Genomic DNA, 22,763 nt, shown 5'->3' with positions numbered 1-22,763 from the left:
GGTGAATTATAAACGTACTACTTGGTTTAGGAGGCCATAGCATATGTCTGAGGAAAACAAGAACCGGAACAAGGATAAAGGCAAACAGAACAATAAAAACCGGTTCACCAAACAAAAACCAGATCCGGATATGGAACTTGCAGAGGATAGAGAGTTTCTAAATTTAGATAACAAACGTAATAAACGGCACAATCGCTGAGGGTCAGCAGAGACAGGTTCCTTGTCCCAGACTGGGGCAAGGAGCCATGTCCCTATTGAAAGATGCTCATGGTGACGAGGTCGTGGTATTCGCCGTTTACATAGACATGTTCGCGCAGCACGCCTTCTGTCTGGAACCCGACTTTTTCATAAATATGAATTGCTTTCTCATTGACTTTATCGGCATGAAGAAACAATTTATGCAGATTCAAGGTTTTAAATGCATAGTCAACGGCAAGCCGGGTCGCCGGTTCCGCATAGCCATTTCCTTGCTGTCCAGGATCAATCATAATAGCAAATTCCGCATTTCTGTGCCGCTGACTGATGGAGAATAACCCAACAAAACCAATCCGTTCGCCGTTGGAACATAAAATAAACTGCCGGTGTTCTGTACTTTCCAGATTATTTTCAAATCGGTTTTTAATCAACTGGAATGAATAGTGTGATTCAGCAAACCAATAATCCATCACATTTGGGTCATTGTACAGTTTGTGCAAGAATTCCAAGTCATCTTTTTCCAGTGTTCTGAGCCGTAAGTCCTGTGGCATCGTACTTCCTCCCAAAAATTTCTTCTGATTTTTTAATGGTACCAGAACATCACCGTCCCGTCACTAATTGTCTCCTCTTCAACTCCTATACAGCTGCTGTTACTTCCATTATTTGACTGGTGCCATTCATTCAAATGATGTAAACTGGACAAGAAAGCATTGTTAATCTAAATGGGAGGTGGAAAGTATGGAACAGTCAGAATTACAGCAAACCTTAGGTGCTTTGAACGACTTTTCCCGTACTATCAGGGAAGAGATGCAAGCGATGGAAAAACGGTTAAACAATGAGATGCAAGTGATGGAAAAACGGATGGAAAAACGAATGGACGAGCGTTTTGATCAAGTGGACGGACGGTTTGATAAGCTGGAAAAAAAGGTAGATGGCCTCCGCGTTGATTTGACCGAGACACAGGAAACAGTTGATTATCTCTCAAGCAAAAATGCGCAGCACGAGCGCAAACTTCGCAGTGTCCTTCAGTCATAATTATGTCGGGTAGTTTTTAACCAGGCTGTCACGTACCGGCCTCGCAGTACAGGAAGGATTGCTGTTTACTCAACGAACGATTCCACAACAAACACAACTCGCCTCACGTATCTCAGTTACTTTTTGAAAAAATATATTAATTTTTGTCTATTTTTGTAGTATAATAGATTTGTGAAAAAATGATAGATTACAGTTATAGTATGCGGCCATTTTTTTAATAAAGATGAATGCGGTTGCACGGAACAGACATATAAAATTGGGACTGAAGGAGTTTTCAGCATGACGAATGTGACACGGGATTTTTTTATCGGTTTATCAAATAGTAAATTCTTAAATGCACAGGCGAAAAAATGGGGATTCGTCCTTGGTGCTGACAAATTTGTCGCAGGAACCACTATTCAGAGTGTGGTCGATGCTGTGAAGGAACAGAATGCGAAAGGCATCAGCTGCACCCTTGATAATCTTGGGGAATTTGTATCCGATAAAGGTGAAGCGAACCAGGCCAAAGAGCAAATTCTTGCTATTCTGGATACAATTAATAAGCAGAATCTGGATTGCCACTTATCGGTAAAGTTGACCCAGCTGGGACTGGATATTGACCAGGATTACTGCATTGCAAACATGAAAGACATTCTTGATACGGCAAAACAGTATTCTATTTTCGTCAATATTGATATGGAAGACTATTCCCATTATGAGGCGACGCTGGATGTATTGAACGAGCTGCGTGAGCATTATGACAATGTTGGAACCGTAATCCAGTCGTATCTTTATAGAGCGGAAGAGGACCTGAGCAGGCTGAAGGATATGCGCATCAGGCTTGTTAAAGGGGCGTATAAGGAAAGTGAAGAGGTCGCGTTTTCGGATAAGCAGGATATTGACCGTAATTTTATTAAACTGGCCAAACAGCGCCTGCTGGGCAACACGTTTACATCCATTGCGACCCATGACCACCATATTATCAATGAATTGAAAGCGTTTGTAGATGAGAATGCCATCGGAACGGATAAGTTTGAATTCCAGATGCTCTACGGTTTTCGTAATGATATGCAGGATAAATTGGCAGAGAACGGATATAATTTCTGCACGTACATCCCGTTTGGTGATGACTGGTTCGGCTATTTTATGCGCCGCCTGGCCGAACGCCCACAAAATATGAACCTGATTATGAAAGATGCCCTGTACACTGAGGATAATAGGCTGAAAAAAGGCCCCGTCATCGCCGGAACAGCCATAGCAGCCGCAACCGCCCTCACCCTTTGGCGCAGAAAAAAATAGAGACAGGCTCCTTGTCCCACCATAAATTGGAAATGAGTGGCTTCTAAGGTTCTCATGATTTTTTGCAGCTTGTGTATAGTTTAAACGGTATATCCGGGCCGGGGTGGCTAACAGATTCACCTAGCTATTATTTTCGCGTGCATTGACATGTGTCGTTTTCCGATATATGATAGATTCCGTGAACTGGATAATTGCATATCCGTTTGATCGGACGGAAGAGGTTCTTAGCTTCAACCCTCTCTAAAAAACTAAGGACAGATGACTGTGATGCGAAAACCATGTGCCTTAGGCCGTGGTTTTTTTATTTTAAAAGGTTGAACACGCACTTTACACTGGAAGGAGGTTATTCCATGACAGGAAAACGCGATGAAAATCTGGGGGAACTGTCCCTGTTGGGTAACCAGGGCACCACGTATCAGTTTGATTACACGCCGGAAGTTCTTGAGACATTCGAAAACCAGCACCCGAACCGGGATTATTTTGTCAAATTCAATTGCCCTGAATTTACGACACTTTGCCCGAAAACGAATCAGCCGGACTTTGGTACTGTTTATATCAGCTATATCCCGGATGCCAAAATGGTCGAAAGCAAATCTTTGAAACTCTATCTGTTCAGTTTCCGTAATCACGGTGATTTTCACGAAGACTGTATGAATATTATCATGAACGATCTGATAGATTTGATGGACCCGCGTTATATCGAAGTGTGGGGAAAATTCACACCACGCGGCGGCATCTCCATCGATCCATTTTGCAATTACGGGAAGCCTGGCACACGATTTGAGGAGATGGCCGCGCATCGGCTCATGAATCATGATCTGTACCCGGAAAAAATCGACAACCGGTAATAGAGGGTGGCTTGGAATCCTTTCGTTCCTGCTCTAAGTGACCGGCAAATCCCTGCAATATAGTCAGAGTACCGGTCCAATATAACGTGATAGAGCAACGAAAGGGAGAGGCTGGATGTTTGTATATTTGAACGCATTATTTGTGGGATTGTTATTATTATCCAATATTTTAGGTGTGAAGCTGTTCAGCATCGGGGGAGTCGTCCTGCCTGCAGCTGTGATTGTATATGTCGTCACTTATCTGATTACCGATGTTATTGGGGAGGTCTATGGCAAGGACGCTGCAAGGAGGACGGTTCAGGCGGGCTTCCTGACACAGGTGATTGCACTTGGGTTCATTTTTGTAGCAATTCAGCTGCCGGCCGCCTCTGATTTCGCATTACAAGCGGAATTTGAAACAGTGCTCGGCGGGAGTTTCAGGGTGATTGCGGCAAGTCTGATCTCGTATATCGCAAGCCAGAACCTTGACGTAAGCATTTTCCACCGTCTAAAAGCAAGACACGGTGAATCAAAGCTTTGGCTTCGCAACAATTTATCGACGATGACGAGCCAGCTTATTGATACTGTTTTGTTCATCACCGTCGCTTTCTGGGGAATTGTTCCATTTTCAGTACTGGCCGGCATGGTCGTCACGCAGTATCTGGTCAAGCTAGGAATTGCACTGATCGATACCCCGATTGTGTATCTGCTTGTCAAGACGGCAGGTCGGAAAAGATGATTGCCGAACCCCCCCCTCGCCGAGAAAGCCAACCAAACAAAACCCCTGGCATCTCTATCGTGCCAGGGGGGTTTTTTACCTTTTTCTGCTGTCTTCGATATACGCCGTGCGACTCTTTTCTAATCGGGACTTTCCCGTTCACACGGTAGCTTTCAACGTCTGCTTATCTTGTTCCTCCACTGGTACTACCCAGCCAAATGGATCCATGGTTTTGCCATACTGGATGCCGGTCAGGGTATCATACAGCTGTTTAGCGATAGCACCCGTTTTGCCGCTGTTGATATCAAGATGGTGCTCGCCCCAGACGAGTTGTCCGATTGGCGAAATAACAGCCGCGGTTCCTGCGCCGAATGCTTCTTCCAGCTTGCCTTCCTGATGCGCCTGGAATACTTCATCCATGGAAAGTTTACGCTCCTCAACCGGAACGTCCCAGTGTTTTAGAAGCTGGATGACCGAGTTTCGGGTGACCCCTTCGAGAATACTTCCGTTTAAGGCGGGCGTCACGACTTTTCCACCCATCTTGAAAAATACGTTCATGCTGCCGACTTCTTCGATATATTTCTTTTCGACACCGTCCAGCCAGAGCACCTGGGCAATCCCTTCTTCTGCTGTTTCCTGAGCTTTCAGACTTGCCGCGTAGTTTCCGCCGGTTTTCGCTTCGCCTGTTCCGCCTTTCACGGTACGGACATACTCGTTTTCAACAGCGATTTTAATCGGATTGATGCCTTCTTTGTAATAGGCACCAACCGGCGATAATATAATCATGAATTTATAATGGCTTGATGGCGCAACACCGAGAAAAGCTTCGGTGGAAATAATAAATGGCCTGATATACAGAGAAGTTCCTTCAGCTTCCGGAATCCATTCCTTTTCCAGTCCCACTAATTGTTGAAGTGCCTTTAGTGCAAATTCCTCGTCAATCGGTGGAATGCACAGGCGGCTGTTAGAGTGATTCATTCGCTTGAAATTGCGTTCGGGCCGGAACAGCTGCGCATTTCCTTCCGGCGTAAGATAAGCTTTCATTCCCTCAAAAACGGATTGGCCGTAATGGAAGACCATTGCTGATGGGTCGATCGTAATCGGCTCATACGGAACAATGCGTGCATCATGCCAGCCTTTCGTTTCTGTGTAGTCCATAACAAACATATGATCGGCAAACGTTCTGCCAAACTCTAGCTGGTCTGCGCGCGGTTTTTCTTTGCGTGTAGAACAGAGATCTATTTGAATAGCATGTTCCTTCTCCATGTCCCCATCCCCTTGTGTAAAAAGTTGTATTCCATCTTAGAATATATTTTCTTTAAAAGCAAGCCCAAAATGAAACTTTTCACAAAATAAACATAATATTACCGACAGATGCTTCCAAATTTTTTGCACTTATGATAAAATCTGAAATTATTTAATAATAGATTTTGCAGGAGGGGATGGATGGTATGAAAACGTTGGAAAAAGTGAGCCATGTTGCGGGGAACACATTTGCGGTCTGGGTGATTTTGTTTTCGGTGCTGAGTCTTTTGTCACCGGACAGTTTTGCCTGGATTGCCCCGCATATTGCACTGCTCTTGGGGATCATCATGTTTGGAATGGGGCTGACGCTGACACTGGATGATTTTAAGGGAGTCATCCGTGCGCCGAAAAGTGTGCTTACTGCCGTGGCGGCGCAGTATACGATTATGCCGTTGCTTGCATTTGGACTAGCCTCTCTTTTTCAGCTTCCCGCAGAGATTGCAGCGGGCGTCATCCTGGTTGGGTGCTGTCCCGGGGGAACGGCATCGAATGTCATGACATTCCTGGCTAAAGGGAATACGGCACTGTCGGTATCGGTCACTGCCGTGTCGACCGTTGTTGCACCAATCCTTACGCCGTTACTGACGTTATTGTTTGCAAGCAAATGGCTGCCGGTATCGGCCGGGGATATGTTCCTGTCGATTGTGCAAATTGTCCTGATTCCTGTTGTCCTCGGGGTGGTTATCCGGCTATTGTTCAGCCGGCAAGTGGAAAAAAGCGTTGCGGTGCTGCCGCTCGTGTCCGTTATTGGAATCGTTGCAGTAGCATCTGCTGTTGTTGCGGTCAACCGGGAGGAAATTCTGACGACAGGGCTGCTCATTTTCAGTGTGGTTGTGCTGCATAATGTGCTGGGGCTTCTGGTCGGGTATCTGCTCGCCAAGTTGTTCCGGTTTGACTTCCGTGATCAGAAAGCAATCTCGATTGAGGTGGGCATGCAAAATTCTGGCCTTGGATCAACGCTGGCATTAGCCCATTTTGCTCCAGCCGCTGCTGTCCCGAGTGCTTTGTTCAGTGTTTGGCACAACATATCCGGACCTGTTTTGGCAACATGGTGGGGGAAAAAAGACAGGCAAGATTCGGCTGATGACGAGCATACGAAAGCTGGCTGACCGATCGCATGTTTTCAGGAGAGGCGCCGGACCTGATTTTAGACGTAAATCCCCGGTTAGCCGGTGACAGCTTTAAAATACAAAAATATTGAACGGTGTGAAAATTAAGTCTATAATTACTCGAAACGAAAGGTGGTCTGCAAGATGGAAAAAGATTTGCGTATTAAAAGTCATGTGTTCAGCGATGATACAATGCGTGCTCCGAACCGTGCGATGCTGCGGGCGGTCGGTGTTACGGATGATGATTTTCAAAAGCCGATGATTGGTATTGCCAGCACGTGGAGCGAGGTGACGCCGTGCAACATTCACATTGACGACCTTGCTGTCAGTGCGAAGAAAGGTGCCCGGGAAGCAGGTGGCACACCGCTCATTTTCAATACGATTACTGTTTCTGATGGCATCTCCATGGGGACACAGGGGATGCGTTATTCGCTTCCGAGCCGTGACCTAATTGCTGATTCAATTGAGACGGTTGTCGGGGCAGAGAACCTTGATGGATTTGTAGCCATTGGCGCGTGTGACAAAAATATCCCCGGCTGCATGATTGCAATTGCCAATGCGGACGTGCCGGCTGTCTTTAGTTACGGCGGAACGATTGCGCCCGGCTCACATAATGGCAAAGACATTGATATTGTGTCTGTCTTTGAAGGGGTCGGCAAGCACAACAATGGCGATATCAGCGATGAAGAACTGAAAAATATCGAATGCCGTGCCTGCCCTGGTGCAGGTGCGTGCGGCGGGATGTATACGGCGAATACGATGGCATCGGCTGTGGAAGCGATGGGAATGAGCCTGCCCGGAAGCTCATCACACCCAGCCGAATCTGCCGAAAAAACGGAAGACTGTGCTGCGGCTGGGGAGGCTGTCTACAAGCTCCTGGAAAAGGGCATCTATCCGAAAGATATCATGACGAAAGAAGCATTTGAGAACGCCATTACCGTGGTGATGGCACTGGGCGGTTCGACGAATGCGATTCTGCACCTCCTCGGAATGGCCCATGCCGTTGGTGCAGACGTCTCGATTGATGACTTTAACCGGATCCAGGAAAAAACACCACACCTGGCCGACCTGAAGCCAAGCGGAAAATATGTCATGCAGGATCTGCACCGGGTTGGCGGTGTACAGGCCGTTATGAAGCTTTTGTATGAGGCAGGGTATTTGCATGGGGACTGCCTGACCGTTACTGGGAAAACCATTGCTGAAAATCTGGCGGAGGCTCCATCACTCACGGAAGGACAAGAGATTATCGCTCCGTTTGATCAGCCGAAGCGAACGGATGGACCGCTTATTGTTTTAAAAGGTAATCTAGCACCGGATGGGGCTGTTGCCAAAGTTTCCGGCGTGAAAGTAAAGCGTCATACCGGGTCGGCACGTGTGTTTAACACCGAACAGGAAGCGATTGAGGCAATCAGGCACAACGACGTACAGGAAGGCGATGTGGTAGTCATCCGTTACGTCGGACCGAAAGGCGGACCAGGCATGCCTGAGATGCTGTCCGTTTCCAGTCTGCTTGTTGGAAAAGGACTCGGGGAGAAAGTTGCCCTGCTGACGGATGGACGCTTTTCCGGCGGGACACACGGGCTGGTCGTCGGTCATATCGCCCCGGAGGCACAAGCCGGTGGTCCCGTAGCACTGCTGCAGGAAGGCGACAGCGTGACGATTGACTCAGAGAAAAAAGAAATATCCGCTGCTATCTCTGACGAGGAATTAATCCGGCGAAAAGCAGAATGGACCGCACCGCCTTTGTATAAAAAAGGCGTACTCGGCAAATACGCCCATAACGTATCCAGCTCTTCCAAAGGTGCCGTCACCGACTTTTTGGATAGCGAAGACTAGAAAATAGGGAAAAATAACTCCAGCAAAGAGCGCTGGAGTTATTTTTTTAGCATATTTTTGCCACATAGGCTGCCAATCGGGGCGACCGGTTGATATCCAGCGCCGACCGGTTGATATTCGCCATCGATCGGTCGATATTTCGCCAGGTCCGGTCGATATCTCACCAGATCGGGTTGATATTCGCCGTCGACCGGTTGATATCTCACTAGGTCCGGTTGATATTTCCCCTGGACCGGTCGATATCCCCTCTCAAATGGGTTTATACCCACCGCTCAAGATCCGATATCGACTGGGGCTAACAAGCTACACCTTCTCTAACTGGCACAGCTTGTTCTGCCCTTTTTCAATTTTGTAACAAAATTGAAACATTTCAGTACCCTTTTGCCACGCAAACGATGTAAGCGCATACAACTTTTTCGACTTATGTGAAGTATCAAAAAAATTTAAAAATACTGTTGACTCTTTGCGAAAAGCGTTATATGATTGTTCGCAATATAAATTATCACGTACAAATTATCCATCAGCCTACTTGGCGATTGAAAAAAGAATAAAACGAAATACAATGACGGGAATAAAAGAACATGCTGCGTGCACTCCCAGAGAGCCGGGGTTGCTGGAAGCCCGGAAGTGCATGTTGTTCTGACATCATCCCCGAGTGCTCTGTCGAACGGGACTTCTTACTAGGCAGAGCCGGGTGCTAGCCTGCACCTGTTATCAAAAAGCAGCTGGCGGAATTGTCAGCTGGCAAGGTAGTATTCGTGAGGATGCTATGAAACTGGGTGGTACCGTGGAAAGAGGACTCTTTTCTCCCCAACGATGCTGTAATGATGTGATGCAGCTTTTGGGGAGAGAAGGGTCTTTTTTGCAGTTAAGAAAGTATAAATACGTTCTTACTGCATAAGTGCAACTAAGGCTTCGCGATAAGCCAAGTTTTCTAACATCTGTCAGGTCATCGTGCACGCTGACAGGGCACAAGGAAATGCCCGGTTATTCCAAAATTTAAAAGGAGGCGAGCACAGTGAGTGTAGAGGCTGAGCGTGACATGAAACAAGTGGAAGAAAAGGTAACCGGTGCGGATGTACTGATCCAGGCGTTAGCGGCGGCTAATGTTGATACCGTATTCGGTTATCCGGGTGGGGCGGTGCTGCCGATTTATGACGCCCTGTACCGGAATGAAACACCGTTCACCCATGTACTGACCAGACATGAGCAGGGTGGCGTGCATATGGCTGAAGGCTATGCACGGGTAACCGGGAAACCGGGCGTGGTGCTATCAACATCCGGACCGGGGGCGACCAACCTGGTGACAGGAATCACCGATGCAATGATGGATTCGTTGCCACTGGTTATCTTTACCGGTCAGGTTGCTACCAATGTGATCGGGTCGGATGCATTTCAGGAGTCGGATGTGCTGGGGATCACCACACCGATTACGAAATACAATTATCAGGTCCGGGATCTGGAGGAGCTGCCGCGGGTTGTCAGTGAGGCATTCCATATCGCATCAACCGGGCGTCCGGGGCCGGTGGTAGTAGACATTCCGAAAGACATTTCCCAGCAAGTTACCACCCGTAGTGTAGATGAAAATGCAGATTGCCATTTGCCTGGCTATCAGCCGAACCGGAAGCCGAACCCGCTGCAGATTACCAAACTGGCAGATGCGTTGGGCCGAGCGAAAAAACCGCTGATTCTGGCGGGGGCGGGTGTTGTGTTCAGTGAAGCGGCCGATGAACTGAAAGAGTTTGCCGAAAAACACCGGGTGCCGGTAGCCAATACGCTGCATGGTCTCGGAAGTTTTCCTGGAACGCATGAGTTGTCGCTTGGAATGGCAGGCATGCATGGGAATTACACCGCCAACATGGCCATATACGACTGCGACTTGCTTATCAATATCGGGGCACGGTTTGACGACCGGCTCACCGGCAATCTGAAGCATTTTGCCCCGAATGCGAAAGTCGCTCATATCGATATTGACCCAGCGGAAATTGGCAAAAACGTGGAAACGGAAATCCCGGTCGTTGCCGATGCCTATGAAGCAGTGAAGGCACTGCTCGCCAAAAACATGGAAGCCCAAAAACATGAAGCATGGCTGGAAACATTAACGAAGAGCCAGCGGGAATATCCTCTCTGGTATGATCATGCAGAAGAGCGGATCTCGCCGCAATGGCTGATGAAAGAAATTTACCGGGAGTCAGACGGGAAGGCAATTGTAACAACAGACGTCGGCCAGCACCAAATGTGGGCCGCCCAGTATTATCCGTTCGATAAACCGAATCGCTGGGTGACATCAGGTGGTCTTGGCACAATGGGCTTCGGTTTTCCGGCCGCAGTCGGCGCACAAATTGCCGCACCGGATGAACTGGTTGTTGCTGTTGTCGGGGACGGCGGTTTCCAAATGACCAGTCAGGAATTATCGGTCATTAAAGAACGGAAGTTGCCCGTTAAAGTGATCATCGTCAATAATCAATCCCTTGGCATGGTTCGGCAATGGCAGGAAAGCTTTTTCGAGGAGCGGTATTCAGAGTCTATTTTTTCTGAAAACCCTGATTTTGTAAAATTGGCGGAATGTTACGGCATTCGAGGCATGCAAGCAGAGCACGAAGCCGATCTGCCGGATGTGCTCACACAGGCGTTTGCCCATGATGGTCCTGTTGTTGTTGATTGCCGAGTAGTCCAGATGGAATGTGTTTATCCGATGATCGCTCCAGGCAAAGGCATTCATGAAATGATAGGGGTGACAAGATGAAACGTGTAATCACGGCTGATGTTCAGGACCACAGCGGGGTGCTCAACCGGATAACCGGTATGCTCCATAAACGCCAGTTCAATATCGACAGTATTTCGGTCGGCAAGTCGGAGCGTGAAGGGATTTCCAAGATGACGTTTGTTGTGCACGTCGCTGACGGTCAAAAATTAGAACAGCTTACCAAGCAGCTGAATAAGCAAATTGATGTTTTGAAAGTAAAAGACATTACCGACAAGGCGATGGTGGCGAGAGAACTGGCCCTGATCAAGGTTGGCGGCAGCGGCCAGGTGCGGGCGGAAATACAGGGCGTCATCACCCCATTCCGGGCGTCGCTGATCGATGTCAGCAAGGATAGCCTGACAGTGCAGGTTACCGGCAAACCAGATAAAGTCGAGGCACTGATTGCCCTGTTAAGACCATATGGCATCAAAGAACTGGCACGCACCGGTGTAACAGCATTCCTGAGGGGACAGCAGCCCCAGGACGTCACCGATTTAAACACACACCTTGTATGAAAACTTTAAAATCATTCATTGGTTAAAGCTAAAAATTAAAGGAGGATGAGGATTATGTCAAAAGTATTGTACGAAAAGGATATTCAAAAAGAGGTATTACAGGCGAAGAAAGTGGCGGTTGTTGGTTATGGATCACAAGGGCATGCACACGCATTGAACCTAAGGGAGAGCGGCTATGATGTCGTTGTCGGCTTGAGACCGGGCAAATCCCAGCAAAAAGCTGAAGCAGATGGGTTCCAGGTACTTCCAGTAGCTGACGCTGTTAAACAGGCCGACGTTGTCATGGTTCTATTGCCTGATGAGCATCAGACAGCCGTTTACGAAGAAAGCATCAAGCCGAATCTGGATGCCGGTAATGCTATTGCATTTGCGCATGGCTTTAACGTTCATTTTTCCCAGATTGTCCCGCCGAGCGATGTAGATGTCTTCCTCGTCGCACCAAAAGGACCAGGTCATCTGGTACGGCGCACATATGAAGATGGCGGTGGTGTTCCGTCCCTGTATGGTGTTTACCAGGATGTTACCGGTGATGCGAAGGAACTGGCACTTGCTTATGCACAAGGCATTGGTTCAGCTAGGGCTGGTGTTCTGGAAACGAGCTTTCAGGAAGAAACCGAAACCGATCTGTTCGGTGAGCAGGCTGTTCTGTGCGGCGGGCTGACCAGCCTCGTTAAAGCCGGCTTCGAAACGCTGACCAATGCCGGATACCAGCCGGAAGTGGCCTACTTTGAATGCCTGCATGAGATGAAGCTCATTGTTGACTTGATGTATGAAGGCGGACTGGAAAATGTACGCTACTCGATTTCGGATACTGCCCAGTGGGGTGACTTCGTTTCCGGGCCGCGCGTTGTGAATGACGAAACGAAAGAGCGGATGAAGGAAATTCTTGCAGAAGTGCAGTCCGGTGAATTTGCGAAAGGGTGGATCCTTGAAAACCAGGCAAACCGGCCGCAATACAACGCTATTAATGCTAAAGAAAGCAAACACCAGATTGAACAAGTCGGAAAGGAGCTTCGTGAATTAATGCCTTTTGTCAAACAGCCACTGCAAAAAGACGAAAAGAATGAACAAAAGGATGTGAAGGCACATGTCACAAATTAAAATTTTCGATACGACACTTAGGGATGGAGAACAGTCACCTGGCGTTAATCTGAATAAGCTGGAAAAACTGGAAATTGCCAAACAGCTGGAGCGGCTTGGTGTGGACCGGATGGAGGCAGGATTCCCTGCTTCCTCCCAGGGTGACTTTGAAGCAGTCAAGGCGATAGCCGAGACGATTAAGGGCACATCGGTCACCGGGCTGGCCCGTACTGCTAAGGGAGATATCGATACAGCGTGGGAAGCGCTGAAATATGCGGAAGAACCGCGGTTGCACCTATTTCTGGCTACTTCACCGATTCACATGACGTATAAATTGAAAAAAACACCAGAGCAGGTTATCGACAACGCCGTCAGCATGGTCAGTTATGCTCGGGAGAAGTTTCCGCAAGTGGAATGGTCGGCAGAAGATGCATCCCGTTCAGACTGGAACTTTTTAGCCCAGATTATTGAACAAGTGATTGACGCCGGTGCTACCGTTATTAATCTTCCGGATACGGTTGGCTACACGACACCAGCTGAATATGGTGACATGTTCCGCTATATCCGTGAAACGGTCCCGAACATTGATAGAGTGGAGCTGTCGTGCCATTGTCATAACGACCTGGGCATGGCCGTTGCCAACTCGATCGCTGCTGTTGAAAATGGTGCGACTCAGGTTGAAGGGACGATTAACGGCATTGGGGAACGGGCCGGCAACGCGTCACTGGAAGAAGTCGCTGTCGCCTTAAGAGTCCGTGCTGATCATTATCCGTACAGCACCGGTTTAAAGCTGGATGAGACGAAGCGGACGAGTGATCTGATTGCCAAATTGACCGGCATGTATGTGCAGGCTAATAAAGCAGTCATCGGCCGCAACGCCTTTCAGCATGAAGCAGGGATTCATCAGGATGGCGTCCTGAAAAATAAAGAAACCTATGAAATTATCACCCCTGAAATGGTGGGAGTCACGGCCAACACGCTGTTTCTTGGCAAACACTCCGGACGGCATGCGTTCAAGGATCGTGTCAGCGAACTGGGGGTAGAACTGTCTGAAGATAAACTGAAAGAAGCCTTCGAAATGTTTAAAGAATTGACGGATCATAAGCGGGAAGTAACCGACGATGATTTGTATACGATTTTGATGGAAATTCAGACCGAAACGTCCGCCATTAACAAATATCAGCTGGAAATGTTCCAGGTCCAGTACGGAACGGCCAATATTCCGACGGCGACCGTTTCTCTGACGACACCAGCCGGGGACAGAGTGGAGACGGCATGTACGGGTCAGGGCAGTGTTGAAGCGCTGTATAAGACGTTGGATACGCTGATCGAGGAAGACCTGCACCTGGCTGATTATCAGCTAAATTCCGTCGGACGCGGCAAGGACGCACTTGCGGAATCGCACGTGCAGCTTGCCGTCAACGGGCAGACCATGAATGGAAGGGGTACCGCACAGGACGTACTGGAAGCTTCCGTCAACGCCTTTTTGAACGCGGTCAACCGTTATTTTATCCAGAAGAGCCCATCGAACGAAACCGAAGCGGTTAAGTAAATGAGTCCGCAGCCCGAATACACTTCGCTTTCCGCGGGCGAGTGCCAAGCCTCCTCGGGCAAGGCCCTGTGGGGTCTTGCCTACCTCGCACTTCCCGCAGGAGTCTACGTGTATTCGGCTGCTCAGAGCATGCATAGTAGTTTTCATTTCAATAAAAAGCAATAATATTTAGCATAAAAATCAGATGTATCTCAGTTGGATCTTTAAAACAACAGCGCAAAGGAGGGGAAGTTCATGAATAAGCACATTATTCTGCTTCCTGGAGATGGTATTGGTAGAGAAATCGTCGAGTCAGCTGTACAGGTATTAAAAGCAGTGGCTGGTGAATTCGGCCACACGTTCACCATGGAGGAGCACGCAATCGGCGGGGACGCGGTTGACAAATTTGGGACACCACTTCCGGATACAACCGTTAAGGCATGCCGGAACGCCGATGCCATCTTGCTTGGCGCTGTCGGTGGCCCCAAGTGGGATGGGGTGCCTGCTGATAGACGGCCGGAAAAAGGGCTGCTTGGTATTCGCAAAGCACTGGGACTGTTCGCCAATTTGCGTCCGGTTAAAGGTTTTCCGTCCCTGTTGCACGCGTCGCCTTTAAAAGAAAGTGTCATTGAAGGCAGTGATATTTTAATCATTCGTGAACTGACGGGCGGGCTTTATTTTGGCACGCCAAGTGAGCGTCGGGACAATGGGAATGCGGTCGTCGATACACTTGCATATCAGCGGGAAGAGATGGAGCGGATCATTGATAAAGCATTCCAGAGTGCCCGTCTCCGTCGCCGGCACCTGACTTCTGTTGATAAAGCAAACGTGCTGGAATCAAGCCGGCTCTGGCGTGAGATCGTCGAAGAAAAGAAACAGGACTACCCGGATGTGGCCGTGGAACATCTGTTGGTAGATGCAGCAGCAATGAAGCTGATTACCAACCCGAACCAGTTTGATGTCATGGTGACGGAAAACATGTTTGGTGACATTTTGAGTGATGAAGCGTCCGTTCTGACCGGATCGCTCGGTATGCTGCCATCTGCAAGCATACGCTCGGATGGCACAGGCCTGTATGAACCAGTACATGGTTCTGCTCCGGATATTGCCGGGCAGGGAATGGCGAATCCGCTCGGGACCATTCTTTCTGCAGCGCTCATGCTGCGTCACTCGTTCGGGATGGAAACGGAAGCCGCTGCCATCGAGCGGGCGGTTCGTGAATGTCTGGATCAGGGCTATCGTACAGCAGATCTTGACACGCAAGGCGGTCAGGTTACCGGCACACAGCAAGTGACCGATGCTGTAGTCGAAAATTTGACGGTCAAAAGTGTCTCAGACAGTATTTGTGGCATGTTTGTTTAGCAGGTGGAGGTGAAGAGATGGGGAAACCGAAAACAATTGTTGATAAAATCTGGCGAAATCATATGGTCCACGCGGAAGAAGGGAAGCCGGATCTGATGTATATCGACTTGCATCTAATCCATGAAGTGACGTCCCCACAGGCTTTCGAGGGGCTGCGTCTGAGTAACCGCAATGTCAGATGCCCAGATTTGACCTATGCGACGATGGACCATAATGTTCCAACGAAAAACAGAGATGTTATCAAAGATGATATTTCCAAAAAACAAATGGAAACGTTGCGCAAAAACTGTAAGGATTTTGGCATCACATTGGCGGATATGTTTCATCCTGACCAGGGAATCGTTCATGTGATCGGGCCGCAGCTTGGCCTGACCCAGCCGGGCAAAACGATTGTGTGCGGTGACAGTCATACGTCCACGCACGGTGCTTTCGGGGCGCTGGCCTTTGGGATTGGCACGAGTGAAGTTGAACATGTTTTGGCAACCCAGACATTGTGGCAGGAGCGGCCGAAAACGCTGAATGTCCATGTGGAAGGCGATCTTGGTACTGGAGTAACGGCCAAAGACTTGATTCTGGCGATCATTTCTAAATTCGGTGTGCGTTTTGGCACTGGCCATATCATTGAATATACAGGGGAAGCGATCCGCAATTTATCGATGGAAGGGCGCATGACCGTCTGCAATATGTCGATTGAAGCCGGTGCAAGAGCGGGCCTAATCAGCCCGGATGAGACGACAGTGGAATTTTTGCGGGATAAACCGAATGTGCCACAAGGGGAAGCATTCGATGCAAAAGCAGCGGAATGGCTGAATCTGGCGACCGATGAAGGCGCAGCATACGATGAAACAGTGACGATTAAAGCGGAAGAAATTGAACCGCAAGTATCCTGGGGCACGAATCCTGGCATGTGTGTACCGGTTAATGCCAGTACCCCGGGCGTCAGCGAGTCGGAGAATCCTGATGAGGTCGCACGGGCACTGGAGTATATGGGTCTGGAGGAAAACCAGCCGATCCAGTCGATTGCCATTGATCATGTGTTTATCGGCTCGTGCACCAACTCTCGCATCACCGATCTGCGCAAAGCGGCCAGGATAGTGGAAGGCCAATCAGTGAGCGACGGAGTCCGTGCGATTGTCGTACCAGGGTCGTTCGGAACCAAACTGCAGGCGGAAAAAGAGGGACTTGATACGATTTTTAAGGACGCCGGATTTGAGTGGCGTGAAGCTGGCTGCAGCATGTGTCTCGCGATGAATGATGATATAGTTCCGCCGGGCGGCCGGTGTGCATCGACATCGAACCGGAATTTTGAAGGACGGCAGGGCAATGGCGCACGTACGCATCTAGTCAGCCCGGAAATGGCGGCCGCCGCAGCAATTGAAGGGCATTTTGTCGATGTAAGGAAATTTGCAGCAGGCGTCTATCACGCATGAACGGGCTGTAATCCGCCCACCTCTAACCGTGGGTAACCAAATACGTGAAGGTGGGGGATGGAAACGCCCCCACTGATTAAAGTTTCACTGAGTGAATTTCATAATTCAATATCTACCTTTGAAATACGAACAATTAGGTTATTGCGTTTGATTTCCACTTCAGGCGGACGCTTTCACCACTCCGGGTACAAGTGCGACATCTGCTTAAGCTTCCTTTGGTCGCTTTCGCAGTGTCTTCTTTGCCGCGGGCGGCTGATGAGCCTCCTCAGGCTAACGCCTTGCGGGGTCTCATCTAGGCCTCTTATCCCGCAGGAGTCGTCCGCCTTCCGTTCCAATTCTCTAAGGTAGATTACGAATGATTAAGTGTATTTTCAATTATAAGTTCGTATATTAAGCAAAAAAGTATTTATGAAATTCATTCTTTCACTTTATAGTTAGGAGGCGGCTTCATGGAAGCAATTCAGGAGCATCAGGGTAAGGTGGTTCCGCTGAATCGATCCAATGTTGATACGGACCAGATCATCCCGAAGCAATTTTTGAAACGAATTGAACGGACTGGATTCGGCCAGTTTCTGTTTTACAACTGGCGGTTTGATGATGAGGGGAACATGCAGGAGGATTTTGTACTGAACAATCCGGCCTACCAGAACGGCTCGATTCTTTTGGCCGGGGAGAATTTTGGCTGTGGATCGTCCAGGGAGCATGCACCATGGGCTCTCCTGGACTATGGGTTCCGCGTCGTCATTGCACCGAGTTTTGCTGATATTTTTTACAATAATGCACTGAAAAATGGCATCATTCCAGTTCCGATGAACAAAGAGCAGGTGCAGCAATGGATGAAGCAGGCGGAGAAGTCAGAGCTGGAACTGACGGTTGATCTGAAGAAACAAACTGTCCAAGATGATGGACGTGAAGTGTCATTCGACATTCCAGACTACCATAGGGAAAACTTACTGAACGGGCTGGATGAAATCGGACTGACACTGAAACACGAAGCGAAGATTGCCGCGTATGAACAAGCGATAGAATCATAAAGAAGATGGGTGACAATAACAATCATGATGGAGGAGAGTGAATCTGTTGGGAATTACGTACTAAGCGACGTGGCTGATGCGGCAATGGACCAGCTGGCAACCGTGGTCCACCGCACACCAATCATGAAATCAGCAACAACCAATGCATTAGTGGGAAAACATGTATATTTTAAAATGGAGAATCAGCAGAAAACTGGTGCATTCAAATTCAGGGGCGCCAGTTATAAACTGATGCAGCTATCGGATGAACAGCTGGGGAGAGGGGTAATTGCAGCATCGGCAGGTAATCATGCCCAGGGGGTGGCAAATGCGGCGGCGAAACTGAACGCACGGGCAACCATTTTCATGCCAGAAAAAACACCCGCGGCTAAAGTTAATGCCACGCGGGCATATGGTGCGGAGGTTGTGCTTACTGGCGAGTCATTTCAGGAAGCGTACGAAGCGTCGATGAAACGGCAAATGCAGACAGGAGCAGAGTACATTCATCCATTTGACGATTATGACGTTATGGCAGGCCAAGGGACGATTGCAACCGAAATGCTGCAGCAGGAAGACCGGATTGATACGATTATAGTACCGGTCGGCGGCGGTGGCTTAATCAGTGGAGTTGCGACCGCTGCCAAACATAAAAATCCGTACGTCAAGGTGATTGGCGTCCAGGCTGCTGGTGCATCAGCCATGTATAAAAGTTATTGTCACAGGCAAGTGACCCGTCTTGACAAGGTATCAACGATTGCAGAGGGAATTGCGGTGAAAAAGCCGGGTGAGCGAACATTACCGCTGATCAGGAACTATGTTGACGACATTGTCACGGTCAGCGATGAGGAAATCGCCGCGGCCACCGTTTACATGCTGGAACGCAACAAAACATTGCTGGAAGGAGCCGGCGCCGCAGCACTGGCCGCATTGTTCGCACACAACAGCAACATCAAATCCGAACACTGCGGTATCATCGTGAGCGGCGGCAACATGGACATCAGCACACTCCCAATGTTTCAGCAGCTCGCCAGCAAACACCACCACTCAGCCTAGAATGCTGAGTGGAACATGGGGACAGGCTTACTGTCCCATTTGTTTTTGCACCACCGGGACAAGGAGCCTGTCACCAAGTCTCGGTTTATTCCAGCTGTTTCATCGACAGTGTTTTACGTGAGTAGAGGACACCGAATCCAAATGAGACGAGGTGTTGAAAACATAACGATTTTTGCCTTGCGACTTTGCTTGGTACATGGCATTATCCGCATACACCATAAACTGTTCCGGGGAAACGGGATAGTCCGGATAAATGGCAATGCCAAGGCTTGCGGTCATATGCAGTTCATTTCCGGCAACCTGAAACGGCTCATGGAATTGCTTGAGAATCCCTTTCGCTTTTTCCTCGACATAGTGATTAGAGTCGAAATCCTGCAATAGAAAAATAAATTCGTCTCCGCCCATTCTCGCCAGGATATCACGCTCTCCAAGACATCCGATCAGCCGCTTGCTTACTTCTTTTAAAAGTTCATCCCCATTGGAATGGCCGAAATTGTCGTTGATAATTTTAAAACGGTCCAGGTCCAGAAATAGAATCGCCAGTTTTCCGCTGGTTCCCATTTCAATTGATTGGATGTGGGATTCAATTTCTTTCTTGATGTACCGTCTGTTCGGTATGTCTGTCAGGTCGTCATGGTAAGCAAGGTAGTTATATTTCTCTTGCAGCAGATGGCGTTCGGAAATATCACGAAACTGTCCAAACGCGCCAATCATTTTGCCATTTTCGTAGATTGGCTGTGCATCGAACAGGCACACAACACGCTCTCCTTTCTGATTAGTGAACTGGAGAAGTTCATTCTCGAAAACCGCCTCGTTTTCTATAACTCTTTGAAAATAGGTACCTGTCAATTCGGATGTGCAAATATTTTTGCCGATGACAGACGCTCTGCCATTATGTGAAATCTTTTGGGCATAGTCATTTAATTCGGTCGTGATGCCGTATTCGTCGGTGATGACAATGCCATTGCTCGTCCGTTTCAGCATAATCTGATTCATAATGTTAAGCTTTCGGTTTTGCTTTCGGAGCAGCAATTCCCGCTCGATCGAGTCAACCATCTGGGACAGCATCGTCAAAAACAGCGGATTCTGGTACTGGATTGGCATCATAATTGACACGCTGCCAAGCAGATCATCTTCGTCTGTATACTGAAAGGATGCACCATAGCAGGCGATATCCTCGAGCATTTTATGGTAATGATCCTTGCCAATCAGACTTATCGGACGCTTCTCCTGCAAGGTCAGGCTGACAACATTGGTGCCTGTATCTTTCTGGGTGAACTGACTGCCTAGTATAATTCCGAACTGATCGGTGGTCGCTTTTATCGTTTCGTCCCCATCAATGTCTAAAAGAAAACCATCCACATCGGAAATGACGACTAAAATAGGTGTCCCTTTCAATGAAGCCAGCAGTTTATTGGAGAAAAAACTGACAACCGATAAAATCTCACTGTATGATTCCCGTTTATCCAGCAACTCCTGTTCGGTTAAAAATGTTTCCGGACGCGACATGACATAGGGATCCATCCCGTTTTCCCTGCACAGCCGCTTCGACTCCGTTATGTAATAAGGTTCCTCGTTAAGCATCTCCTCACCCCAGCAAAAAACCGTTTTTATCCCTTAACTATAAACCAAAACAACAAAAATTGTCAAAAAACGATGGGGCGCAGGGTTCATCGTCCCAGCTAGCATTGAAAGCATCGTTCTGTGTGTAGCTGTTTTGAGTTTGTATTACAGATGAACACATTGCTGGAGAATAAGCAAAGTAAAGAAGATGTATTAAAGAGGTGAGTGGACAAAAAAGAAAGGACACGGGGGACAAGTAAGCCTGTCCCCATGTCCCGCTCAGTTGCCTGGGCAGAAGGAGTTGATGTATGCTTCTGATTCTTTGTATGGTTGATTCGTTGGACCGACTGCTTCCATGTCGACAATGATCATGGCTGGCTTCCTTTGTTTGATGGCGTTGTCAAAGGCCTGGACAAAGGTGTCGGCGGATTCGACCCTTTCCGCTGTGAAGCCCATTGATTCACATAACTTCGCATAATCAGGATAGTTCAGATCTACCGCTTTGGTTCTTCCATAAGCGGCAGTTTGCAGGTAGCGTAAAATACCATAGCCGCCATCATCAAATAAAACGATGATAAGTGGGAGATTCTCCTGGGCGGCTGTAGCCAGTTCTCCGGCATTGACCATGAATCCGCCGTCTCCAGCAATCAGTACGACAGTACGGTCTTCATCGGCTATCTGAGCGCCGATTGCTGTTGGCAGCCCCTGACCGATCCCGCCGCCGGAAGCAAAAATGGATGTCCGTGGCTTATATGTTTCGATCAGTTTGTTCCCCCATATGTAGGCGGGCATCGTTACGTCGCGTACGAGGATTGCGTCATCCGGCATCAGACGGCGCATTCCATCAGCAAATTGGTCGTACGGGGCGACTGCATCCTGTAGTGCTGCGCGCACATTGCTGCGAACGGTTTTTACTTCTTCCACATACGCTTGATCCGGTGCGATAGGCTGTTCCTCCAGCTTCCGGTTGAGCTGCTGCAGAATATCTTTTGCGTCGCCAGCAAGTCCATAAGACACAGTATAGTTAAGGTTGAGAGCGTCCGGTTCCGCGTTGATCCCAATGTGCTCATCAGGCAGCGGCAATGTCCAATCATTCGTTTCTTCCCCACGGAAATGAGTGCCAATGCTTATCAGCAAGTCAGATTGCCGGAACAGGGCTTCTACTTCTGCCTCCGTAGTGAAATTGCCAATGCAGAGCGGGTGATTTTCCGGGATGGCGCCTTTGCCCGATTCACTGGTGATCACGGCCGGCTGCAATCGTTCCACTAGTTGGCTGAGCTCATCACTAGCTCCGGAAGCAATCACGCCGCCGCCGGCCCAAATGACCGGGCGCTTGGCTTGTGTAATTTTTTGAATAAGTGTATTAGGCAGGTCAAACGTATCGGCTTCGTCTTCGAATGCTATTGTTTTTGTTGGGCTGCTTGCTTCCAGAATCGTATTGTCCGGAATGATGGACGTCTGCAAATCAGTGGGAATGGAAACGGTGATTGGCCCTAAAGGCGGGGTGGCCGCTTCCTTGATTGCCTGCTTTATGAGTGTAGTTGTCTGTTCAGGCTGCTGCAGCAAGTGCGCCTTTTTGGAAGCACCTTCCATCATGGCAAGCTGATCTTTACACTCATGAATGTACCGCTTGCCGGTTCCGACATAGTCAGAAGCAACCTCGCCGGTAATATGTAATAGCGGTGTACCCTGGTTCCACGATTCGGTCAGTGCGCCAGCCGCATTTCCGGCTCCGGCCCCGGTACTTGTCAGAACAACGCCAAGCTTTCCGGTTGCCCGCGCATAGCCGTCCGCCATATTAACCGCACCGCTTTCACCACGTGCGGCAATAAGCCGTATACTGCCTTCCCGTACAATTGCATCATAAATCGGCATGTTGTGAATGCTGACAATGCCGTAAACAACTTCCACACCGGCTTGTACCAGCTCGTGCACAATCACGTCTGACGGTGTATTTGTTTTCTGTTTTGTCGTGTTCATCTCGTAACCTCCATGATTCGTTTCTATGTGGCGTAATGCTATGAATCTATTAAACTCGCCTCCTCGTGTAATTCAGATTTTTAATTTAATTCACAGTAGGCGGACCCATGTGAACCTTTAGTAAAGTATCTTAACATGAACAAATAGCTTGTCAACTTTTTCCGGATTCGCTCACATCGCGGTTTGA

The 22,763-nt window shown here is 48.6% G+C and carries 20 protein-coding genes and 1 riboswitch; of the genes, 15 read left to right on the top strand and 5 right to left on the bottom strand.

Annotated features, from left to right (window positions below):
- The first annotated feature begins 43 nt into the window (after positions 1 to 43).
- The gene (locus ACFSUO_RS14435) at positions 44 to 199 is read left to right on the top strand and encodes a hypothetical protein (protein WP_382395321.1); all 156 of its coding nucleotides are present in this window, start codon (positions 44 to 46) and stop codon (positions 197 to 199) included.
- A gap of 52 nt (positions 200 to 251) precedes the next feature.
- On the opposite strand, the gene ACFSUO_RS14430 is transcribed toward ACFSUO_RS14435, so the two are convergent.
- Positions 252 to 746, bottom strand: coding sequence for a GNAT family N-acetyltransferase (locus ACFSUO_RS14430; RefSeq protein WP_382395319.1), 495 nt, complete (start codon positions 744 to 746; stop codon positions 252 to 254).
- 187 nt (positions 747 to 933) lie between these two features.
- Between ACFSUO_RS14430 and ACFSUO_RS14425 the strand changes: the two genes are divergently transcribed.
- From ACFSUO_RS14425 to ACFSUO_RS14410, 4 genes are all read left to right on the top strand, one after another.
- Positions 934 to 1,230: a hypothetical protein gene (locus tag ACFSUO_RS14425; RefSeq protein WP_382395317.1), complete on the top strand. Its 297-nt coding sequence runs from the start codon at positions 934 to 936 to the stop codon at positions 1,228 to 1,230.
- Positions 1,231 to 1,509: 279 nt separating this feature from the next.
- Positions 1,510 to 2,508 (top strand): proline dehydrogenase family protein, encoded by a 999-nt coding sequence (locus ACFSUO_RS14420; RefSeq protein WP_382395315.1) that lies wholly within the window; start codon positions 1,510 to 1,512, stop codon positions 2,506 to 2,508.
- 211 nt (positions 2,509 to 2,719) lie between these two features.
- A riboswitch (PreQ1 riboswitch) is annotated at positions 2,720 to 2,766 on the top strand.
- 92 nt (positions 2,767 to 2,858) lie between these two features.
- Positions 2,859 to 3,356, top strand: a complete 498-nt coding sequence (gene queF / locus ACFSUO_RS14415; RefSeq protein ID WP_382395313.1) for a preQ(1) synthase — start codon at positions 2,859 to 2,861, stop codon at positions 3,354 to 3,356.
- Positions 3,357 to 3,471: 115 nt separating this feature from the next.
- Positions 3,472 to 4,074 (top strand): queuosine precursor transporter, encoded by a 603-nt coding sequence (locus ACFSUO_RS14410; protein ID WP_382395311.1) that lies wholly within the window; start codon positions 3,472 to 3,474, stop codon positions 4,072 to 4,074.
- A 138-nt stretch (positions 4,075 to 4,212) separates the two neighbouring features.
- On the opposite strand, the gene ACFSUO_RS14405 is transcribed toward ACFSUO_RS14410, so the two are convergent.
- Complete coding sequence (locus ACFSUO_RS14405; RefSeq protein ID WP_382395309.1) at positions 4,213 to 5,319, bottom strand: branched-chain amino acid aminotransferase; 1,107 nt, start codon at positions 5,317 to 5,319, stop codon at positions 4,213 to 4,215.
- 185 nt (positions 5,320 to 5,504) lie between these two features.
- Between ACFSUO_RS14405 and ACFSUO_RS14400 the strand changes: the two genes are divergently transcribed.
- Positions 5,505 to 6,467: a bile acid:sodium symporter family protein gene (locus ACFSUO_RS14400; protein WP_382395307.1), complete on the top strand. Its 963-nt coding sequence runs from the start codon at positions 5,505 to 5,507 to the stop codon at positions 6,465 to 6,467.
- A gap of 144 nt (positions 6,468 to 6,611) precedes the next feature.
- The gene (gene ilvD / locus ACFSUO_RS14395; protein WP_382395305.1) at positions 6,612 to 8,303 is read left to right on the top strand and encodes a dihydroxy-acid dehydratase; all 1,692 of its coding nucleotides are present in this window, start codon (positions 6,612 to 6,614) and stop codon (positions 8,301 to 8,303) included.
- Between the two features lie 38 nt (positions 8,304 to 8,341).
- Here ilvD and ACFSUO_RS14390 read toward each other — a convergent pair whose 3' ends face one another.
- Positions 8,342 to 8,572 carry a hypothetical protein gene (locus tag ACFSUO_RS14390; protein ID WP_382395303.1) on the bottom strand — a complete coding sequence of 77 codons (231 nt, stop codon included), beginning with the start codon at positions 8,570 to 8,572 and terminating at the stop codon, positions 8,342 to 8,344.
- A gap of 773 nt (positions 8,573 to 9,345) precedes the next feature.
- On the opposite strand from ACFSUO_RS14390, the gene ilvB reads away from it, so the two are divergent.
- The 8 genes from ilvB (at position 9,346) to ilvA (ending at position 19,033) form a co-directional block, all read left to right on the top strand.
- A complete protein-coding gene (gene ilvB / locus ACFSUO_RS14385) occupies positions 9,346 to 11,049 on the top strand; it encodes a biosynthetic-type acetolactate synthase large subunit (RefSeq protein WP_382395461.1) in 1,704 nt (567 codons plus the stop codon).
- Positions 11,046 to 11,564, top strand: coding sequence for an acetolactate synthase small subunit (gene ilvN / locus ACFSUO_RS14380; RefSeq protein ID WP_382395301.1), 519 nt, complete (start codon positions 11,046 to 11,048; stop codon positions 11,562 to 11,564). The genes ilvB and ilvN overlap by 4 nt, the downstream gene beginning before the upstream one ends.
- Before the next feature lie 54 nt (positions 11,565 to 11,618).
- Positions 11,619 to 12,665, top strand: a complete 1,047-nt coding sequence (gene ilvC / locus ACFSUO_RS14375) for a ketol-acid reductoisomerase (protein ID WP_382395299.1) — start codon at positions 11,619 to 11,621, stop codon at positions 12,663 to 12,665.
- On the top strand, positions 12,652 to 14,196 hold the full coding sequence (locus tag ACFSUO_RS14370; protein ID WP_382395297.1) for a 2-isopropylmalate synthase: 1,545 nt from the start codon (positions 12,652 to 12,654) through the stop codon (positions 14,194 to 14,196). The genes ilvC and ACFSUO_RS14370 overlap by 14 nt, the downstream gene beginning before the upstream one ends.
- A 234-nt stretch (positions 14,197 to 14,430) precedes the next feature.
- Complete coding sequence (leuB, locus tag ACFSUO_RS14365; protein WP_382395295.1) at positions 14,431 to 15,537, top strand: 3-isopropylmalate dehydrogenase; 1,107 nt, start codon at positions 14,431 to 14,433, stop codon at positions 15,535 to 15,537.
- Between the two features lie 17 nt (positions 15,538 to 15,554).
- Positions 15,555 to 16,967 (top strand): 3-isopropylmalate dehydratase large subunit, encoded by a 1,413-nt coding sequence (leuC, locus tag ACFSUO_RS14360; protein WP_382395293.1) that lies wholly within the window; start codon positions 15,555 to 15,557, stop codon positions 16,965 to 16,967.
- A 449-nt stretch (positions 16,968 to 17,416) separates the two neighbouring features.
- Positions 17,417 to 18,001 carry a 3-isopropylmalate dehydratase small subunit gene (leuD, locus tag ACFSUO_RS14355; protein WP_382395291.1) on the top strand — a complete coding sequence of 195 codons (585 nt, stop codon included), beginning with the start codon at positions 17,417 to 17,419 and terminating at the stop codon, positions 17,999 to 18,001.
- A gap of 84 nt (positions 18,002 to 18,085) precedes the next feature.
- On the top strand, positions 18,086 to 19,033 hold the full coding sequence (gene ilvA, locus ACFSUO_RS14350; RefSeq protein WP_382395459.1) for a threonine ammonia-lyase: 948 nt from the start codon (positions 18,086 to 18,088) through the stop codon (positions 19,031 to 19,033).
- A 99-nt stretch (positions 19,034 to 19,132) separates the two neighbouring features.
- On the opposite strand, the gene ACFSUO_RS14345 is transcribed toward ilvA, so the two are convergent.
- Positions 19,133 to 20,617: a diguanylate cyclase domain-containing protein gene (locus tag ACFSUO_RS14345; RefSeq protein ID WP_382395289.1), complete on the bottom strand. Its 1,485-nt coding sequence runs from the start codon at positions 20,615 to 20,617 to the stop codon at positions 19,133 to 19,135.
- Between the two features lie 258 nt (positions 20,618 to 20,875).
- Positions 20,876 to 22,576, bottom strand: coding sequence for a thiamine pyrophosphate-binding protein (locus tag ACFSUO_RS14340; protein WP_382395287.1), 1,701 nt, complete (start codon positions 22,574 to 22,576; stop codon positions 20,876 to 20,878).
- Positions 22,577 to 22,763: the final 187 nt, after the last annotated feature.

Origin of the sequence: Lentibacillus juripiscarius (assembly GCF_042685205.1) — a bacterium.
Lineage (GTDB): Bacteria > Bacillota > Bacilli > Bacillales > Amphibacillaceae > Lentibacillus > Lentibacillus juripiscarius.
Note: the sequence above shows the minus strand (reverse complement) of the source record. Positions and strands in the feature narration are given on the sequence as shown.

Coding starts and splice junctions, on each gene's coding strand:
- ACFSUO_RS14425 (WP_382395317.1), top strand. CDS start 934: ATGGAACAGTCAGAATTACAGCAAACCTTAGGTGCTTTGAACGACTTT.
- ACFSUO_RS14400 (WP_382395307.1), top strand. CDS start 5,505: ATGAAAACGTTGGAAAAAGTGAGCCATGTTGCGGGGAACACATTTGCG.
- ACFSUO_RS14410 (WP_382395311.1), top strand. CDS start 3,472: ATGTTTGTATATTTGAACGCATTATTTGTGGGATTGTTATTATTATCC.
- leuD (WP_382395291.1), top strand. CDS start 17,417: ATGGAAGCAATTCAGGAGCATCAGGGTAAGGTGGTTCCGCTGAATCGA.
- leuC (WP_382395293.1), top strand. CDS start 15,555: ATGGGGAAACCGAAAACAATTGTTGATAAAATCTGGCGAAATCATATG.
- ilvD (WP_382395305.1), top strand. CDS start 6,612: ATGGAAAAAGATTTGCGTATTAAAAGTCATGTGTTCAGCGATGATACA.
- ACFSUO_RS14405 (WP_382395309.1), bottom strand. CDS start 5,319: ATGGAGAAGGAACATGCTATTCAAATAGATCTCTGTTCTACACGCAAA.
- ilvN (WP_382395301.1), top strand. CDS start 11,046: ATGAAACGTGTAATCACGGCTGATGTTCAGGACCACAGCGGGGTGCTC.
- ilvC (WP_382395299.1), top strand. CDS start 11,619: ATGTCAAAAGTATTGTACGAAAAGGATATTCAAAAAGAGGTATTACAG.
- ilvA (WP_382395459.1), top strand. CDS start 18,086: ATGGACCAGCTGGCAACCGTGGTCCACCGCACACCAATCATGAAATCA.
- ACFSUO_RS14420 (WP_382395315.1), top strand. CDS start 1,510: ATGACGAATGTGACACGGGATTTTTTTATCGGTTTATCAAATAGTAAA.
- ACFSUO_RS14370 (WP_382395297.1), top strand. CDS start 12,652: ATGTCACAAATTAAAATTTTCGATACGACACTTAGGGATGGAGAACAG.
- ACFSUO_RS14345 (WP_382395289.1), bottom strand. CDS start 20,617: ATGCTTAACGAGGAACCTTATTACATAACGGAGTCGAAGCGGCTGTGC.
- ACFSUO_RS14430 (WP_382395319.1), bottom strand. CDS start 746: ATGCCACAGGACTTACGGCTCAGAACACTGGAAAAAGATGACTTGGAA.
- ACFSUO_RS14435 (WP_382395321.1), top strand. CDS start 44: ATGTCTGAGGAAAACAAGAACCGGAACAAGGATAAAGGCAAACAGAAC.
- ACFSUO_RS14340 (WP_382395287.1), bottom strand. CDS start 22,576: ATGAACACGACAAAACAGAAAACAAATACACCGTCAGACGTGATTGTG.
- leuB (WP_382395295.1), top strand. CDS start 14,431: ATGAATAAGCACATTATTCTGCTTCCTGGAGATGGTATTGGTAGAGAA.
- ilvB (WP_382395461.1), top strand. CDS start 9,346: ATGAAACAAGTGGAAGAAAAGGTAACCGGTGCGGATGTACTGATCCAG.
- queF (WP_382395313.1), top strand. CDS start 2,859: ATGACAGGAAAACGCGATGAAAATCTGGGGGAACTGTCCCTGTTGGGT.